This is a genomic window from Ruegeria sp. CG1, from assembly GCF_056537265.1.
On record NZ_JBQFRF010000002.1, the window covers coordinates 398,625 to 416,191 of the forward strand.

The 17,567-nt window shown below is 56.2% G+C and carries 13 protein-coding genes; 9 read left to right on the plus strand and 4 right to left on the minus strand.

Going from position 1 to position 17,567, the window contains the following annotated elements; genetic code table 11:
- The 9 genes from ACR0AU_RS07560 to ACR0AU_RS07600 all read left to right on the plus strand — a co-directional run bounded on the left by ACR0AU_RS07560 (position 1) and on the right by ACR0AU_RS07600 (position 11,600).
- A complete protein-coding gene (locus ACR0AU_RS07560; protein WP_170407295.1) occupies positions 1-402 on the plus strand; it encodes a hypothetical protein in 402 nt (133 codons plus the stop codon).
- Positions 403-424: 22 nt separating this feature from the next.
- On the plus strand, positions 425-1,288 hold the full coding sequence (locus ACR0AU_RS07565) for a hypothetical protein (protein WP_170663465.1): 864 nt from the start codon (positions 425-427) through the stop codon (positions 1,286-1,288).
- A gap of 68 nt (positions 1,289-1,356) precedes the next feature.
- Complete coding sequence (locus tag ACR0AU_RS07570) at positions 1,357-3,399, plus strand: dynamin family protein (RefSeq protein WP_480795494.1); 2,043 nt, start codon at positions 1,357-1,359, stop codon at positions 3,397-3,399.
- Positions 3,396-4,685: a dynamin family protein gene (locus tag ACR0AU_RS07575; protein WP_170732698.1), complete on the plus strand. Its 1,290-nt coding sequence runs from the start codon at positions 3,396-3,398 to the stop codon at positions 4,683-4,685. Before ACR0AU_RS07570 ends, ACR0AU_RS07575 begins: the two co-directional genes overlap by 4 nt.
- A gap of 340 nt (positions 4,686-5,025) precedes the next feature.
- Positions 5,026-7,209 carry a serine/threonine protein kinase gene (locus tag ACR0AU_RS07580; protein ID WP_170732699.1) on the plus strand — a complete coding sequence of 728 codons (2,184 nt, stop codon included), beginning with the start codon at positions 5,026-5,028 and terminating at the stop codon, positions 7,207-7,209.
- Between the two features lie 199 nt (positions 7,210-7,408).
- Positions 7,409-8,386 carry an FHA domain-containing protein gene (locus ACR0AU_RS07585; RefSeq protein WP_480795495.1) on the plus strand — a complete coding sequence of 326 codons (978 nt, stop codon included), beginning with the start codon at positions 7,409-7,411 and terminating at the stop codon, positions 8,384-8,386.
- Positions 8,386-9,165: a protein phosphatase 2C domain-containing protein gene (locus tag ACR0AU_RS07590; RefSeq protein WP_170732701.1), complete on the plus strand. Its 780-nt coding sequence runs from the start codon at positions 8,386-8,388 to the stop codon at positions 9,163-9,165. Before ACR0AU_RS07585 ends, ACR0AU_RS07590 begins: the two co-directional genes overlap by 1 nt.
- A gap of 22 nt (positions 9,166-9,187) precedes the next feature.
- Positions 9,188-10,450, plus strand: a complete 1,263-nt coding sequence (locus tag ACR0AU_RS07595) for a transporter substrate-binding domain-containing protein (protein WP_170732702.1) — start codon at positions 9,188-9,190, stop codon at positions 10,448-10,450.
- A 43-nt stretch (positions 10,451-10,493) separates the two neighbouring features.
- Positions 10,494-11,600 (plus strand): peptidoglycan-binding protein LysM, encoded by a 1,107-nt coding sequence (locus ACR0AU_RS07600; RefSeq protein ID WP_480795496.1) that lies wholly within the window; start codon positions 10,494-10,496, stop codon positions 11,598-11,600.
- A gap of 385 nt (positions 11,601-11,985) precedes the next feature.
- Here the strand turns inward: ACR0AU_RS07600 and ACR0AU_RS07605 are convergent, their stop codons facing one another.
- From ACR0AU_RS07605 to ACR0AU_RS07620, 4 genes are all read right to left on the minus strand, one after another.
- The gene (locus tag ACR0AU_RS07605; protein WP_170625685.1) at positions 11,986-14,199 is read right to left on the minus strand and encodes an NADP-dependent isocitrate dehydrogenase; all 2,214 of its coding nucleotides are present in this window, start codon (positions 14,197-14,199) and stop codon (positions 11,986-11,988) included.
- Positions 14,200-14,409: 210 nt separating this feature from the next.
- Entirely contained in the window at positions 14,410-15,375 is a 966-nt protein-coding gene (locus ACR0AU_RS07610) for a sensor histidine kinase (RefSeq protein WP_170596623.1), read from the minus strand.
- Positions 15,363-16,040, minus strand: coding sequence for a response regulator transcription factor (locus ACR0AU_RS07615; RefSeq protein WP_170393903.1), 678 nt, complete (start codon positions 16,038-16,040; stop codon positions 15,363-15,365). Before ACR0AU_RS07615 ends, ACR0AU_RS07610 begins: the two co-directional genes overlap by 13 nt.
- Positions 16,018-17,484, minus strand: coding sequence for a DUF4153 domain-containing protein (locus ACR0AU_RS07620; RefSeq protein ID WP_480795497.1), 1,467 nt, complete (start codon positions 17,482-17,484; stop codon positions 16,018-16,020). Before ACR0AU_RS07620 ends, ACR0AU_RS07615 begins: the two co-directional genes overlap by 23 nt.
- Positions 17,485-17,567 lie beyond the last annotated feature (83 nt).

Consider the following 17,567-nt stretch of genomic DNA (forward strand, 5'->3'; position numbering starts at 1 on the left):
ATGTCGATTGACTCTGCTCTGGCTTCGGCCATCGAAACCATACCCGACTGCATCGCAGCCGGGTATGTCGACATGGAGACCGGCATGTTATTGGGCGTCGACGCGTCGGACCAAGACAGCGCTGATGCGCTCGAAAATCTCGCACTTGCAGTAGCTAATCTGTTTCAGGGACGCGGTATGAAGGGATTCGAAGAACTCCTGCGTGCGGCAAAAATCGACGATACTGAACACCCCGGATTTGGGGAAATCGCGGTGTTCTCAAACGACCGGCTGCACATCTTTCTCAGGACAACAGAATATCCTGATCACGTGGTATGCTATATCTGCCGCGACAGCGCGAATGTCGGGCTGGCGCTTACGAAATCACATCTCAGCCTCGGGCCGGTGGCGGCCGCGGTGTAGACGGGACCAGAGGGGGTCACGCATGATGGATAGTGAAATACTGGATATGCTCGAAGGGATCGGGCGGACTTCGATCGCGCGCTTATCGCCTGCAATCTACCTATCGGGTAGCAGCGCACTGTTACGCCGGAATGAGGTGCTGGGGGCCATCCGGGGCACGATCTTGCCTCGGCGTTTGGAATTTACGGCGGCTGACGGGGCAACTTTGGCAATCGAAGTCAACAGCTCTCGGGTCACCGACGTATTCCGCTGTGCTTCGGGACCTGTCCCGGATTTTGAAACCGAAGCACGCGAAAAACTGATCGAACGACTGGCGCAAGTGGTGTCGGAAATTGCAACGGCACCCGGCCCGCTTGAGTTGGTTTCTCTGCGCCCGGATACGGCGCTTGAGGCTGATGACGTAGGGGTTACCTTTTCGGAGGTCGAAGCGGCCTGCGCGCGGATTGAACTAATCGAAGAGCCGCGCATGGCCATCGTTTCCGACCAGACCTTAGAACCAGAAGCCCAGCCAGAAACTGCGTCACAAGGCGCCACCAGTATTGCCGGAAAATTCTTTGAGGGCGCGGATCGGTTCGCATTAGGTCGAATACTGATTGGGTCGACTGAAGACGAGATGCAATTTGACGGTTTGTGCGCGCAGGGCCAAGACGCACATCCGGAGACGGATATATTGACCCGATTCACCCGGGATCTGGCGGGATGGCAGGCCGATGGTTCCGATGCTTTAACTGATCCGCAGCTGATCGTCATTCGCCCGACAGGTGGACAAGGCGCGGGTCTCGCCATCTTGCGCGACGGTCAGGAAACCGCCGCCGCCGTTCATGACGCCCGCAAGCTGGGCGCTGTCGTCAACCTATGGAAAACATTGAATAGCGCCGTTGAATAACCGCGTTCCTGCCAAATAGTGTCCACTTTGCAAAGTTAAACAAAATACGAGTTACCAGGGTAAATCTTATGAGTGAGTTAAACCGCCGCGAGCTTATTCGCATCGCAGAAGACATGAACGGGACGAGCAATGACGAAACGCGTCACTTCATCTCGCGCATCGTTGACGACTTGTCGAACTTCAAGCCTTCGATAGCATTCGTAGGTCAAATCAAGGCCGGAAAATCGCGCTTGATCAACGGTTTCACCGGGCACGCAGAATATCTGCCCTCGGACGTGAACCCATGGACGACAGTGATCACCGACATGCATTTCGGTCATCCGTCCGGTCGGACGTCGGGCGCCGAGTTTCATTTCTTCGACAATCGCCAATGGCAGGCCCTGATCGCCGAAGGTGAAGAGTTGCGCAACATGTTCCCTGATGAAGAGGACAGCTACAAGCGCGAGATGATCGAAGAGCAGGTCGAGGCAATGAAAACCCGCGCCAAGCTACGCTTGGGCGAAAGCTATAAGCACCTGCTTGGCGAGCATCACGATCTGGATGAACTGACCTCGGATGACCTGGCGCGCTATGTCTGTGCCGGGGATGACCCGACAGATGAAGACCAGTATGACCCCGGTTCAGATCGGGGCCTTTACAGCGACATCACCCGTAAGGCCGAGGTCTATTTTGACATTGGCCATTTTCCGTATCCGGTGACAGTCACAGACACACCCGGTGTCAATGACCCGCTGCTGATCCGTGAAGAGATTTCGCGCCAGTATCTCAAGGAATCCGACTTTTTCGTCGTCGTGCTGTCTGCGCATCAGGCGTTGTCGCGGGCTGATCTGAAGCTATTCCGCCTGATGCAAGCGCTAGAGCTTGGTCAGATCGTGGTCTTCATCAACCGCGTGGACGAGTTGGGCGGTGGCGCCGAAGATGCCGGCAAGGTGCGCACTGACGTATTGGACGGGCTCGAACAGGCGCTTGGCAACTCGGAGATTGACGTTCTGATGGGCAGCGCCCAATGGGCCCATTATGCGCTGACCGGGGATGAAACCGGAATCGACCATGATCAAATATTGGCGTGGCTGAGGGCGCATCCCGAACAGATGAAGCAATATCTTGACGGCGTCGAAGAGATCAAACAAGGTCCCGGCCCCATCAGCCGCGAAGGTGTATTGCGATTTGCCGCGATGATCGCGTCGGGCTTGCCCGATCTGCGCCGTCATGTGACCAAAGCCCTGACCGAAGGACCGCGCCAAGAACAGCTTAATATTGCGTGGCAGCACCTCAACAGTTTTGCCCAAGGTGAGCTTGAGCGCAGCACTGCGCGGCTTCGTGCGATTGAAGAAAAGGATGGTCCCGACACAGCGGATGTCGAAGAAAACAACAAAACGCTTTCTGAGTTGCGCGCGCTAGTTGAAGATAAATCCAAGGCCATCACCAATGATATGGACGATGTATTGGCCAATTTGCGGGGCGTTATGGATGACACCGTCGCCGAGGCTGTCTCGATCGTTGTGCGCGGCCCTGATGGGCAATCGCCTTTGCTGGCCAAAGATGGAGATACCGAGCTGAACTTTACGCCTCTGCGTGAGCGGATGCGCGAGCTTGTCCAGGGCGCGACCCAGGTGGTGCGGCAGCGTATGCTTAGTGAGCTTTACGCAATCGATATGCAGACCAATGCTGCTTTGCGCGCCCTGCCCGGATGGCAGGAGCCCGTGGACAATCGCATGAATACCAGCGCGGTGCGTTGGTTCCGTCCGAATACAAGCGCGCTGACGCGTGGCATTACGGTTGAGTTGCGTGTGACATGGCTGTCGCGACTGATATCGCGTCGCAGTGTGTTGAACCGCGCCGAACGGATGATCGTTCAAGAGTTTGAGATGATCGGAGACGATCTTGTAGATACCGCCAGAAGCGACCTGATCGAACGGATGAAAACCGTTCTTGACCATTATATGGCGCTGCTGGCCGGGCATCTGGAACATCGCGCAGGCCCCGATGGGTCGAACGCGCGCGCCGAAGCGCAACGTGCGGTTGACCAAGCGCGGCGCATCAGCGATGAACTAGGGGCGGTGCACGGAACTGCACCCGTGGACACTCGACAGGCAGAGGCCGCAGAATGATTGAATTCCCCGGAACCGAAAAGGAAGTGCGCCAGCTAGAGCGTTTCCTGACCGCCACCGAAAATGCGCACTCATCGGCAGAGCTGGATGATATGCGCGCCCGCGCGCTGGCCCATGCCGAGCGGCTTTCGAACGCGGTTTCCATTGGTTTTGCCGGGGAGTTTGGAGCCGGAAAGTCCAGCCTTGCCAACATGCTGGCGGGGGCAGACATTCTGCCCACCGGGCCGCAGCATCTGAAATTGCCCCTGGTGATCGTGGCCTATGCTGATACGCCTGAGACAACCGTTGGTTGGTGGGACAAGGAACCCAAAGTCTATTCGGGTATAGCGCTGGAAAAGGCAGCGGCGGACGAACCCGATTTCATCTCGGTCGGGTTGAACACCCCTGCCCTGCAGGAGATTTCGCTGTTTGATCTGCCCGGTGCCGGTGCACTGGATGATACCTACAAACAGACTCTAAATTTGCTCGACTATGTGGATTGTGCGATCTGGTGCACCAATGGCACCAACGCCTGGCGTGAAACCGAACGCCATTTGTGGTCGCAGGTCCCTCAAAAGCTGCGCGATAACAGCTTGTTGGCTGTAACACATGCCGATTTGCCTCCGGTGCGGGATGCTCTGGATCGGGTAGTCGCACGCCTGAACAAGGAGAAGGGCGATTTGTTTCGCGCGGTTGTGACCATCGGCACCCCGGTAGCGGTACGGGCCATGGAACAAGAGCCTGAACCCGACTTTGCTTTGTGGGAAACCTGTGGCGGGCAGAACTTGGCAGAACAGGTTTTGCACATAGCCTCTGATCACCGTCGCCATGATCTTGAGGCCGCCCAAAAAGATCTGGCTGAAGATTTTATGCCTTATCTGGAGAACCTTACTGGTGCGGCTTCGACAGATGGCGCTGAGGCCGACGGCAATACTGTGCAGGCAAGCCTAGAGGCCGCCCTGCCCCCCCTGGACAATCCAATCCTTGAAGACTGGCTTGCGGCCATCGCCAGCATTTACAACGATCTGCGCGAAAGCTCAGATATTGAACCGGCGGCCTTCCTGCGAAGCTGTCAGGAAATCGTCGAGGATTTTGCCGAAAGGTTAGAATCTGGTACCGAAATCGATCCCAAAGCAGACTGGATTCCGGCCGAGTTTGAAAAGGCCACTGACCTGTTGCTGTTGCTGCAGTTTGAAACCGGGGACGCACCGCTGAAGGATGCAATAAGCATTCTCGCACAACTCAGCGACAATCTGGCTTGGGCAGGCAGCTCTGTTGCGTCGGCGCCCCCAAAAACCGGCACATAAGTTTTTCCCGCTTGAATTGAGCCGCATCGCAGCGATTCGAAGCGTTCGGAATCAGCGCGATATTGTTTCGAATTCGTGGACCAAGCGTCTATTTCGGCGGTATAGAATCCATTTCTTCCATCAGGCAAACACAGCATATTGTGGTATGAGGGTCTGGACTCACTATATAGGCGATTTCGATTTTTGTGATCCATAGTGAAGCCATCAGGCGGCCCCAATAAAGTCAAATTTGAAACGTCTAACCGTCTTAAGTGTCCTGCGGTTGTGTTTGGTTGTGAGTTCGCGGGCTGAAGCCCTGGTTATCTATGCCGCAATAAACGAGTAGAATGGGCGGGAAGAAATGAGCCACAACCAGGCGGTCGGCGCAACGCACGACGAACCTCAGATCGAAGGATTGCAGCCAGGCGCAAAGCTGCTGCGCGGACAGTATGAAATCCTCCGGTTCCTAAGCAACGGCGGGTTTGGGATCACCTATCTCGCGCGCGATAGTCTGGATCGCGATGTGGTCATCAAAGAATGCTATCCGGGGGCGCTCTGCCAGCGGAATGGTGATCTGGTCGAACCTGCCAACCCCGACCACAAAGAAGACCTGCGCGCCATTATCGACCTGTTCATTCAGGAAGCACGCAACCATGCGCGGCTGGTTCATCCCAACATCGTCGACGTGCATCAGGTGTTTGAGGACAACGACACCGCTTATATCGCGATGGACCTGATCCGCGGATGCGATCTTCTGGATTATGTCGAAAAACCCGAAAACAAGAGCGGACCGGACTTTATCGTTCAGGTCACCGAAAAAATGCTGTCTGCGGTGTCGTTCATTCACCAAAGTGGCATGCTACATCGCGATATTTCACCCGACAATATCCTGATCGATGAGAATGGCGAACCCATCCTGATCGATTTTGGCGCAGCACGCGAGCAGGCGGCACACAAGTCAGCGGCGCTATTGACGCTGCGCGTGATTAAGGACGGGTATTCGCCACACGAATTTTATGTGCGTGGCGCGGATCAGGGCCCCAGCAGTGACCTCTATGTACTGGCTGCAACGCTGTATCATGCGATCAGCGGCGAGCGACCGATTGATGGCCAGACACGTTTGAATGCGTTCAACAACGGCCAAGACGATCCTTATGAACCGCTGACAGGGCGATTCAAAGGGTATCCAGACGGGTTCCTTGAGGCGATCGACAAAGCAATGGAAGTGCACGCCACTGACCGTGTGCAAACCGCATTGGACTGGCTGCGTATGTTCCGTGGTCCCGGTGTGATGTTCGACAGTTTCGCGTATCGCCCGGTTTCGGTCATTGTTGGCATGGATCGCAAAGACGAAGAAGCCGAAAAAGAACGGATCAAAGCCGAAAGCGAGAATGCGGAGGCCGTCGTGACCGCGCTGCTGGCCGGGAACTCTGATCTGGCCCTCGGGAACGAGGAAAAAACGGAAGACACTCTTGCTAAATTTGCACCTCAGGACGAGGCCGTTGCTGCAGTCGACACCGTTGTAAAAAGCGGCTCGGGCGGCAGTGGCAAGATGATCGCGGGTATCGCGATTGTATTGGCGGCTCTGGCCGGAGGTGGATACTTCGTAATGACGGGCGATCAGCAATCGCCCGAGGCAACTCCGGTGACTGCAGAGGTTCCGACTACTCCGGTGCCCGCAGAAGCAGCTCCGGAACCCGTCGAGCAGACCGCCGAAGCCACAACAGAGCCGCAACAGGCCGAAGTCGCTTTGGCATCAGAACCAGAAGCGGCGCAGGAACAACCTGTCGAGCAGGCTAATGAGGTGCCGGAAGCCGCCATTGTGTCAGAGCAGCAACCCGAAGAAATCGCTTTGGTGGAACCTGAAGAAGTGGAACCTGAAGTGACGGAACCTACGGTTGAAGACATCACACCCATCGCACCTGCGACGCCGGTAAATCTAGCCGAAAACCAGGTCGCATTTGGGCACTGGGATATTGAGATTCCATTCACGATGTCCAAGCGTCGCAGCTCGACCGGGAGTGTCATTGCCATCAATGGATTGAACGCCGGTCAAGATAGGTCGGTGATCGGGGATTGGGTCGAACGGGGCGCTACGATTTTTACTCTGAATGGTGAACCTATTCGTCCGGACACAACGCTTGCATCGTATGTTCTAGATAGTTTCTCGGTCGACCCAGACGGGTATATCCGTGTAGCAGCGCGCTATCGCAGTCTGGGCGAAACGCGCGCGCAGAATGGATTGCTGGCCCTGCCCGCCTTCCGCAGTTTTGGCCTTCTGAACGGTTATTCGTTTGATGTGGCTCATGCGGGCGAGGCAGGTTGGCAAACCGTCGTCGCATCTGTTCCGGAAGAAGTTGCTGGCAGTTTGCAGCGGGGGGATGTGCTGCTGCGCGAAACACAGACTGGAGTCTCGATCAATGAGCCCGAGAGTCTGGACGGCATCCTTGCTCAACTTGTTTCCGACAACCAACCCGAGGCGCGCCTAAGCATTCTGCGCAACGGAGCTGAAAGTACTGCGGTCATGCAACTAACGCAGGAGTGATCGCCCAGTTGATGTGACTATCGCCAGGTCAGTGTGCTGGGGGTGCCGCCCATCGCGTCACCCCGTCGGGGACCAACCCGTCGCGACGTAAATGTTTCTCTGTTTCCTCTTCATCAGTGCCCTGCGCCTACGGCGAAGCGGTTTGTAGCAGTCCCGCGGGTAAAACCCCGCATCAGAAATCAAAGAAGGTGACGACACCATGTTCAAATACAAAAGCCCTCTGAGCCGGCTTCTAGAAGGTGCCGGAAAACCGAAAGAAGAAGATGCGGTGGAAACCGAAACCGAAACCGTTGCGGAAGCGGTCGAAACAGAAAGCGCTGCTCCGATTGCGGATTTCAACGCCCTGCGCGCGGCCCTTGCGGGTGGAAACGTTAGCTCGGACAGCTACGAGGAAGCAGACGAACTGATCCCCGAAGAACCGATGCCCGAGTTTTCGGAAGACCAGATCGAAGATCAGGCGACCGAAGAAGAAGTGGCCGAGATTCAAGAGGTCGAAGAAGATGAACAGATTGTCACGCTTCATCTGACTGCGGAAGACGAGGTTCAGGACGATGAACCCGAAGTCACCGTAGAAGAACCAGAGGCCATCGAACCTGAAGTCGTATCTGAAGTTGCGGGCGAGGTGGAAATCGTCGGAGAACCCGCACCGGAACCGGAGCCTGTTGATGTAACCCCGGAACCCGCCATGGTCGCACCTGCACCTGCACCGGCTGAAGATCGGCGTTCTCGTGTGAAGACGACGTTTTTGGGTTTCGAGCGTGCAGACACGCATGTTCAGGAGCTGATGGAAACAGCTGAGCCCGTTGAAAAGACAGAAGCGGCCGAACAGACATTCCCGGTTGGCTGGCTGGTCGTGACCGCCGGACCGGGTCGGGGTGCCGCGATTACCTTGACCGAGGGATTGATGCAGATCGGTCGGAATGACGATCAGGCTATTCAGCTGGATTTCGGCGACACCGGGATCTCTCGCAGCAATCACGCCGTCATCGCATATGACCCAGAGGACCGGAAATGCTATCTGGGCCATGGCGGCAAGGCCAACTTGGTGCGCCTGAATGGCAAGCCTGTGCTCAGCACCATAGCCTTGTCCAGCGGCGATCTGATCCGGATCAGCGAAACCTCGATCCGCTTCACCGCTTTCTGTGATGACGGCTTTGACTGGCGGGATGCCGATTAATGCTGGCGACCCCTGCATATGATATTGCCCTGATCCTGGACCAGGGTCAGCGCGACTCGCAGGAAGACGCGATTGCTGCGCGGGTCTCTGACGCGGCAGACGCGGGTTATGTTGTGATTGCCGACGGTATGGGTGGTCATGAAGCGGGTGAAGTCGCTTCGCAGTTGGTCATTTCAGCCTGGCGCGATGCGATGGATGCCCAGTTGGATGGGCCCGACCTTGCTGAGAGCGCACTGCTCGACGCTCTGCCGTTGGCCGCAATGCAGGCCAACGCCGCTATGGCGAGCCATAGTGAGGAAAACGAGGTCAATCTGGGCTCCACCCTTCTGGGCATGTTGATGCTGGATCAACGCGTATTCTGGATCTCGATCGGTGACAGTCCACTTTACCTGTTCCGCGATGATGCCCTGTCACAGGTCAACGAAGATCACTCGATGGCCCCGGTGATCGACGAACAGCTCGCACAAGGATTACTGAGCGCGGAAGAGGCTCAGGGCCATCCGGATCGTAACCAACTGACTTCGGTGATCATGGGGGCTGCGATTCCAGAAGTGGATTGTCCGGAACAACCATTGGCGCTGATTGCGGCAGATGTACTGATCCTTGGCAGTGATGGCCTGCAATATCTCGGCAATTCCGAGATCGAAACGCTGGTGCGCACGCATATTCATTCCCCGGCTCGCGATATTGCTGATGCGCTGCTTCAAGCACTGCATGCAAAGGCAGACCCGGATCAGGACAACATTTCAATCGCCGTGGTCAAACCGGCACAGACTTAGACAGGCAGTGAAACAGGACAAAATGCGAAACCATCTTATCATATCCACCCTCGCTCTTGCTGCTGCAACAGGTGCAGCATCGGCGCAAGAGGCGTGTTCGACTTATGAAATCCAGCCCGGTGATAGCTTGCGGGAACTGGCAATTGCCGTCTACGCGACGGAAGATTACCGGATCATCTATGATGCGAACCGGGATACGATCGGGTCGAACCCCAATATCATTCGCGTCGGTGATGTCCTGACTTTCCCTTGTCTTGAAGATATCGGGCGCGCGGCGCAACTGCCGCATACCGAAGCTGGCCGCATGGCTGCCGAAATGGCCTCGGAACTGGTCAAAGCTGCCGAGGAACGGGCTGAAAAAGCCATTGCCGAGGCCGAAGCCCGTGTGGCCGCTGCAGAGGCCGAAGCTAAAAAGACCAGCGAAGAAGCCGTAATCGCGGCCAAGGCTGCGGCCAAGAAAGAGATCGAAGCAGCCCGTGCGGAAGGTGCCGCGTTGATCCGCAACGCGGATGGTGGCGAAAGCCCTGAAATTCGTGACCGTCAGATTTTGTTGATCACGGGTGGTAACTACGCCCCGTTTACGGATGAAGCGCTGCCAAATCGTGGGCTTTATACCAACCTGGTTGAAACCGCGATGCTGAGGGCCGCGCCCGAGCAGTCCTACAAGATTCAGTTCGTTAATGACTGGTCGTCGCATCTGGACCTATTGATGCCGACTCTCGCCTTTGACGCCACATTCCCTTGGTCGCGGCCGAACTGTGAACAAGCCGCTACGTTGTCGGAAAATGATCGTTCACGGTGCGAAACCTATAATTTCTCAAACCCATTCTACGAGGTCGTTGATACGTTCTTCGCAAAAAGCGGTTCGGGTTACGAAGAGACTCTGACTTATGCAGATTTCGCGGGCACAACGATTTGTAGGCCGGAAGGTTGGTCATTGTCGCATATGGATGCAGTTGGTCTTTACGAGCCTGCAATCACTTTGATGCGCCCCGTTTCACCCGATGATTGTTTTCGCGCAGTTATGGATGGCACAGCCGATATCGTCGCGATCGAAGCGCATCTGGCGGTCGAAGCAATCGGGCGTCTGGGCTACGAACATCAGATCATCGAAAACCCCAACCTAGCGGCAATCAAGTCGCTTAACGTCATGACCCACAAAGATAATCCGGATGGGGAAGCGATCCTTGAGACGCTCAACCAGGGTCTGGCGATCATGCAGCAATCAGGCGAGTGGCGCGACATCGTATCTACCGCACTGCGCTATCAAATGGAAAATGGCTAAGGCCTTGATTGGCCCAACGAAACAAAGTCTGGAGGAAGTGGACATGTTTAACAAGAAATTGAAGAAAGCAGTACTGTCGGCATCAGCCTTCACCGCCCTGAGCGCAGGTGCAGCCGCCGCTCAAGAGGCCTGCTCCAACTATACGGTTCAGGATGGTGACACATTGGCGACCATCGCCATTGCCGCCTACGGCACCTCAAACTATCAGCCGATCTTTAACGCTAACCGCAATGCAATCACCAATCCCGGTTCGCTAACCCCCGGTCTGGTACTGGCGCTGCCCTGTGAGGATGGCAGCCTGCCCAACGGTCAGAGCGCGCAAGAACTGATCGCGGCAGAAGAACAACGTGCTGCAAGCGTCAAGCGCTCGAATGTCTACGCGCCTCCGATCAAGATGGTCGCTGGCAACGGTTGGGAACCGTTCACTACTGAAGATCTGAGCGGCGGTGGCATCATGACCCGTCTGGCGACGACAAGCCTTCAGCGTGCTGGTAACAGCCGCGATTTCTCGGTCAGCTTTGTAGATGACTGGAGTTCGCATCTGGACACACTGTTGCCACTGGGTGCGTTTGATATTTCGATCGCGTGGACTGTACCGGATTGTACCAACCGCTCCTATGAGTGGTCTGCAGAGACCGAAGCCCGGTGTACCCAATTTGTCGCTTCGGTTCCGGTATATGACATTGTCGGTGGATTCTTCACTTTGCCTGAAAGCGAATACGCAAAGGCGACAGATTTCTCCGACCTTGAGGGCTCGACCGTTTGCCGCATGGCAGGCTGGAGCATGGTGGTGCTGGAAGAACAAGGGCTCAACCGCGAGAACACAACTGTGGTCCAACCCAATTCGGCCCGCGAATGTCTCGATGCCGTATTGACCGGTACGGCAGATGTGGCTGCATTCGAAGTCGATCTGTTTGCCTCGACAATGAAAGACATGGGTTTGACCTCGGCGGATATTGTTGAGAACCCGTATGTCTCGACACTGTCTTCGATGAGCTTCCTTGCACACCGCACCAATCCATTCGCGCGCGAGTACATCGCGATGATGAACAAGGGTTTGATCGAGATGCGCGAATCCGGCGAATGGTACGCGATTATTTCCGACACGCTGCGCGAACAAAATGAAAAGCTGAACGCAGTATCAAACTAATCCCTCGGTCGTTATGACCTTTCTTAGGGGCCGGTCTTCGGACTGGCCCTTTTTTTGTCGGTGGGTCAGAATCTTCAATGATAACGGCAAAGCCAACTGACTAGGCCTCAGACGTGGCGCAGTCAGCATTTGGTCTTATTTGCACATACATAATGATTATTTTTATCCTTAATCGCTCATAAAAGGCGGCCGTCTACGGGAATCCCCGAATATTCAGCGTGAACGATAAGCGTAGGATGAACTCAACTGCACCGGTGAGGCGTAAGCCCCGCCACTCACTCAGAAAGAGGCTGGCTATGGGGGCTGGCCTTTTTCTTTTTCAGGGCATGAAAAAACCGGCCCTCTTCGGACCGGTTTCTTTTTAGGCATTTATGCAACCCTTGGCTTATCCGATGATCGCATTCAGGGTCGCACTTGGACGCATCACCGCAGCCGCTTTGGCCGGATCAGTGTGGTAGTATCCACCCAGATCGGCGGGTGCGCCCTGCGCTGCCGCCAACTCGGACAAAATCTGTTCTTCTTTGTCCGCCAACTCTTTCGCGAGCGGTGCAAACTCGGCGGCAAGCCCAGCATCATCGGATTGCCCCGCCAAAGCTTCGGCCCAGTAACGAGCGAACCAGTAGTGGCTATCGCGGTTATCCGGCTGGCCGACTTTGCGGCTGGGTGACTTGTTGTTATCCAAAATTCCCTGCGTGGCAGCCTCGGCAGCGGCGCCCAGGACGCCCGCTTTGGCGTTGCCCTTGCTGTCAGCGAGGAAGTTCAGGGATTCTCCGAGCGCACAGAATTCACCCATGGAGTCCCAGCGCAAGTGGTTTTCTTCAACCAGTTGCTGAACATGTTTCGGCGCCGAACCGCCTGCACCGGTTTCGAACAGACCGCCGCCATTCATCAGTTTAACGATTGATAGCATCTTGGCCGACGTCCCCAGTTCGAGGATCGGGAACAAGTCGGTCAGATAATCCCGCAATACGTTACCGGTGATGGCGATGCTGTCCTTGCCCGCCGTGATAGTTTCCAGCGACTGGCGGGTTGCTTCACGCGGGGCCATAGTCAAGAACTTGTCGGCCACGCCTGCAGCTTCAAGCGCTGGTTTGACATACTTGATCAGCTCGGCGTCATGTGCGCGGTTGGCATCCAGCCAAAAGATCGCCTCGGACCCGGTCAGGCGCTGACGGTCCATCGCCAGCTGGATCCAGTTCTCGATCGGGGCCTTCTTGACGGTGCAGGCGCGCCAGATGTCGCCCTTTTCGACGTCATGGGAATGCAGCGTTTCGCCATTGGCCAGAACGATACGGATTGTACCATCTGCGGGCGCTTCAAACGTCGTCGGGTGCGAGCCGTACTCCTCGGCCTTCTGCGCCATCAATCCAACGTTGGCGACGGCTCCTGCGGTGGCTGGGTTCAGTGCACCATTGGCTTTGAAGAATTTGATGGCCTCATCATACACCGGTGCATAGCAACGGTCAGGGATCACACAGTTGGTATCGCCCTTGGCGCCGGTTTCGTCCCAACCCTTGCCGCCAGCACGGATCACTGCGGGCATCGAGGCGTCGATGATAACATCAGACGGGACATGCAGGTTGGTGATGCCACGGTCCGAATCCACCATATACATCGACGGACGATCCCCTTTGATCGCATTGATTGCGGCGACGATGTCTGCGTTGCCCTGAACCCGCTCAAGCAGGTCCCCCAGACCCGAGTTCGGGTTTACACCCAGTGCGTCCAGCTCTGCACCGAATTTTTCGAACACGGGGGCAAGCCAGGCCTTGACTGCATAGCCGAAGATAATCGGGTCACTGACCTTCATCATCGTCGCCTTCATGTGCAACGAGAACATGGTGCCGTCTTTCTTGGTGTCCTCAATGGCTTCGGTCAGGAACGACGACAGCGCCTTGACCGACATGAATGTTGCGTCGGCCACAGTTCCTTCGGCCAGTGGCCAAGCGTCTTTCAGAACCGTAACGCTGCCATCTTTGCCCACAAACTCAATTTTGGCATCGCCGGCTTGCGCCGCAGTGATCGTTGCCGATTTCTCATTGGCGTAAAAATCATTGCCCGGCATCGAAGACACTTTGGTCTTGCTGTCCGCGCTCCACTCTCCCATCGAATGAGGGTTCTTCTGGGCATAATTCTTCACAGCGCGCGCTGCGCGGCGATCGCTGTTGCCTTCGCGGAGGACCGGGTTCACGGCCGAACCCTTGATGGCGTCATAACGCGCACGGATCGCCTTTTCGTCGTCCGTCGAAGGCTCTTCGGGGTAGTTCGGAATGTCATAACCCTGTGATTGCAGCTCTTCGATGGCTGCCACCAGCTGGGGCACCGACGCCGAGATGTTGGGCAGTTTAATGACATTTGCGTCCGGTGTTTTCACCAGCTCACCTAAAGCAGCCAGATCATCAGTAATACGCTGTTCGTCTGTCAGCTTTTCGGGGAAGGTCGCGATAATACGCCCGGCCAGCGAAATGTCTTTGGTTCCGACGCTGACACCGGCTGCTGACGCAAACTTGCGGATAATGGGCAGGAACGAGGCGCTCGCCAGCTCGGGCGCTTCGTCTACAATGGTATACAATACGTCGAAGTTCGATTTTTCTGCCATATTCCCTTACCTTTTTTAAGCCTTTCAGGGGCGTGCGATCCAAGAGCATGTGCCGCCGTGACATAGGCACCAATCCCAAAGGGGACATGACGGCCCCACGGGTGACTCTGATTTGACAGGGCCTCCCTTAAATGAGGATTGGCTTGGGATCAATCGTATTGAGCGGCGCAAATTGACACGGGTCGAATTAGTTTGGGCTGTTGAGTGATATCACGCACCCGGAAACACCAACTCAAATCGCGCACCGGTCTTGGAAGGCACCAGCAAAATCCGCCCGCCATGTGCCCCCAACAGGTTTGTAACGATGGTCAGGCCCATCCCGGTCCCTCCCTTCTCGCGCGCGGTTGTGAAGAATGGGTTGAAGATGCGGACCCGATTACCGTCGGATATGCCGGAACCATCGTCTTGGACAACCAATCGACCGAGTTCTGCGTGCAGGACCACCTGCCTTGCCCCGTGACGGCATGCATTGTCCAGAAGATGTTGCAGGGCAATTTTCAGGCCAGAGGCTGCAAGGTTCAATGCCTGATCGCCGCCTTCTATGCTGATGTCCAGTTCGGGAAACGAAGCGCGCAACTGATCGGCAAGATCGTTCAGGCTTGCCTCCCCATGATGTTCCGGCACTCGTGCCTGTGCAACCGTGTTAAGAGCGCTGAGCTGCGTTTGCATCTGATCGCTTGCGCCCAATATCTGTTGCAGCAATGCGTGATCCTGGTCCGAGAGCGTTTCGGCCTCGGCCAACAACTCTCCTGCCGCACGGATCGCGGTGACAGGGGTTTTCAACTCATGCGTGACATGATCTGCAAAGACGCGGATCGAAGCTTCGCGCCGTTGCAGCGTATCCGCCATGCTCAGAACCGAACCGGCGAGGCGCGACAGTTCTTGTGTGCCGTAGTGATCGGGCGGCTCGGCGCGTTGCCCTTGTTCAATGGCCCCTGAATAGGTCGCCAGCGACGTTATGGGGCGGAGCAGAAGCCGAACCATAAGGTATCCGACCACTCCGGTCGCACATCCGATCACGATCGCCAGCAAGCCCGCAGCGTTTCGAAACCCGATCTCAGGTCCAAGATACCGCAGCGCGATCAGACCCAGCAGAGACAGGGCGAGCGTACCCGCGAGACCTCCGCCAAGAACAAAACCCAGCGAAGGGCGCCATTTGCGTCTCAGCCCGGCCATGCACCCATCCGCAATCCGATCCCATGCACGGTTTCGATGGCACCGGCCCAGCCCTGATCCCCCAACTTGCGTCGTAAGTTCCGCAAATGACTATCCAGTGTCCTATCCGAGACCGGACTGCCTGCGCCATAAATCGCATCAACCAATTGTGGTCGCGAGACGATGGCGGCGGGCGTTTGCATCAGGCGACGCAAAATCGACAGCTCGGTTGCGGTTAAGGCAAGCGCATTGCCGTCGACCCGAACCAAATGCGCCGACACATCCATTTCAACCGGGCCATGCCGCAGGAGAAGCTCTGCAGCACCCGGTTTGCTGCGTTTCAGGATGGCTTTGATCCGTGCAACCAACTCACGGGGGCTGAAAGGTTTGGTCACGTAATCATCCGCTCCCAACTCGAGGCCCAAAATGCGATCAATCTCGTCATCACGCGCGGTCAGGAACAAGATTGGTACGTCCGAGCGTGCCCGCAAGCGGCGACAAACCTCAAGCCCATCGATCTCAGGCAGGCCGACATCCAGCACGACAAGATCAGGCGCTTCCCGCATCGCGTGGGTTAGAGCCATTTGGCCATCGCGGGCGGTAACCGTTTGGTAGCCCGCGCGCTCAAGCGTGATCGAGACCAGCTCTCGCAGGCGTGGATCATCATCCACGACGAGGATTTTCATCTACCTTCTCCGGCATGGGTTCGACGGCCAGATTACGGATCACCCGATCTGCGCGAAAGCCCCAATTCCTCCAATTGTCGACGACCGGAGGGGTTACGCAATTGCGTACCCGTTTGTCCTTCAGCAACTCTGCCGCCGCCATCTCATTGAGCTGACATGCGTAGTAGGCATCAAACCGTATCGGATTTTCCAGATTCCAACGGGCGATTAAGGCTGAAAAATTCACGAAGCAGCATGCATAGAGCACGCCAATCCCCAGGATCGCAGATCGCAGCAATAACCAGCGGTTCGATTTACCCTGCAAAATTTGCCAACCGGTCAGACACAAACCCACAGCAACCAGCGCCATCCATATTGCCGCATGAACACGCAAATAGGTCAGCCCGTAGAAATCAACGTAAAGCGACAGGCGCATCAGCGATGAGATCACCAGCAGTACATTCTGCGCCAGCCACAGCATCATCCATCTTGTCAGCCCCTGCCGCTCGTTCAGATAGGGTCGCGCGGCCAAGGCAAATGCGCCCGCCAGCAAAGCTGTGACCAAGAGTGGGTATGCCCCGCGATGAGCATATTCAGCATAGGTCATCCCCTCGGGCAACTTGGCATTGCCCCAGAGAAAGACCATGTCCATCCCAGTTTGCACCGCCAGCAGCAAGTTGAACACCACTAGCGCATTGGCAACGGATTGGGCATTCAGGCCAAAGGCAGGCAATGGGCGCTTGCGTCCGGGGCCAAATCGGGGGGCAAGCAAGTCAGGCTGTAAGGTGACCGCAAGAAAGGGCCAGATCGTGATTGCCGCCCCGATCCAGAATAGCAGTCGGTCGAACCGCAGATCAAATCGCCAAATCCGATCGATCCAATCAGACAAGACCGGATTGGCCGCAACCATCAGCGAAGCAAAGATCAGTGCGCCTCCGATCGGGAAACTCCAGTTGCGCAGTGTACGAAGGGCAACCCCGTCAACGCGGGAAACCGAATGACCTTTCTGAACCGCCACTATCCCGTGTCTGAGCGCCAATATTGGAAACAGAGACAGAAACCGGCGAACCGAAGCGACCTCATGATTGCCCAGCACGGCCCAACACAGCGCAATGGTCGATCCACCCAGCAAGAAAGCTACGGACAGGGCTTGAACATATTCCACCACCGGAAGAATGCTAAGCAGCAAAAGAAGGGCTGGCCCGACAAGTCCACCACGGCGGCGCAGTAAGGCAAACACGACAGCGGAAAACGCCAACATAAAGAGCGCGATTGAAAGGCCAGGAGAATGGTCGAAAAACAGAAAATCGGCGAGCGCAACCAGAAACACCAAACCCAAGAAAGCATGGCGATTGCCGGGTTCCGCTAAGCCATCGGCTCGGTTTGTGCCTCGATCAGGGGTGTCCAGCCACCAACTATCTTGTAAAACTGATGCCGGTACGCCGCGCACGATGAACTGTCCCATTTAACTGCTCCTTGTTTGTGTTGGTTCTGTCTGGCCTAGGCAGGTGCAGATCACCGCGTAAGGGTCGTGCATTTTTTGTGCAG

Bases quoted from the DNA above. Each gene is read 5' to 3' on its own strand.
- ACR0AU_RS07590 (WP_170732701.1), top strand. From the start codon at position 8,386: ATGCTGGCGACCCCTGCATATGATATTGCCCTGATCCTGGACCAGGGT.
- ACR0AU_RS07565 (WP_170663465.1), top strand. From the start codon at position 425: ATGATGGATAGTGAAATACTGGATATGCTCGAAGGGATCGGGCGGACT.
- ACR0AU_RS07615 (WP_170393903.1), bottom strand. From the start codon at position 16,040: ATGAAAATCCTCGTCGTGGATGATGATCCACGCCTGCGAGAGCTGGTC.
- ACR0AU_RS07575 (WP_170732698.1), top strand. From the start codon at position 3,396: ATGATTGAATTCCCCGGAACCGAAAAGGAAGTGCGCCAGCTAGAGCGT.
- ACR0AU_RS07620 (WP_480795497.1), bottom strand. From the start codon at position 17,484: ATGGGACAGTTCATCGTGCGCGGCGTACCGGCATCAGTTTTACAAGAT.
- ACR0AU_RS07580 (WP_170732699.1), top strand. From the start codon at position 5,026: ATGAGCCACAACCAGGCGGTCGGCGCAACGCACGACGAACCTCAGATC.
- ACR0AU_RS07595 (WP_170732702.1), top strand. From the start codon at position 9,188: ATGCGAAACCATCTTATCATATCCACCCTCGCTCTTGCTGCTGCAACA.
- ACR0AU_RS07570 (WP_480795494.1), top strand. From the start codon at position 1,357: ATGAGTGAGTTAAACCGCCGCGAGCTTATTCGCATCGCAGAAGACATG.
- ACR0AU_RS07605 (WP_170625685.1), bottom strand. From the start codon at position 14,199: ATGGCAGAAAAATCGAACTTCGACGTATTGTATACCATTGTAGACGAA.
- ACR0AU_RS07610 (WP_170596623.1), bottom strand. From the start codon at position 15,375: ATGGCCGGGCTGAGACGCAAATGGCGCCCTTCGCTGGGTTTTGTTCTT.
- ACR0AU_RS07585 (WP_480795495.1), top strand. From the start codon at position 7,409: ATGTTCAAATACAAAAGCCCTCTGAGCCGGCTTCTAGAAGGTGCCGGA.
- ACR0AU_RS07600 (WP_480795496.1), top strand. From the start codon at position 10,494: ATGTTTAACAAGAAATTGAAGAAAGCAGTACTGTCGGCATCAGCCTTC.
- ACR0AU_RS07560 (WP_170407295.1), top strand. From the start codon at position 1: ATGTCGATTGACTCTGCTCTGGCTTCGGCCATCGAAACCATACCCGAC.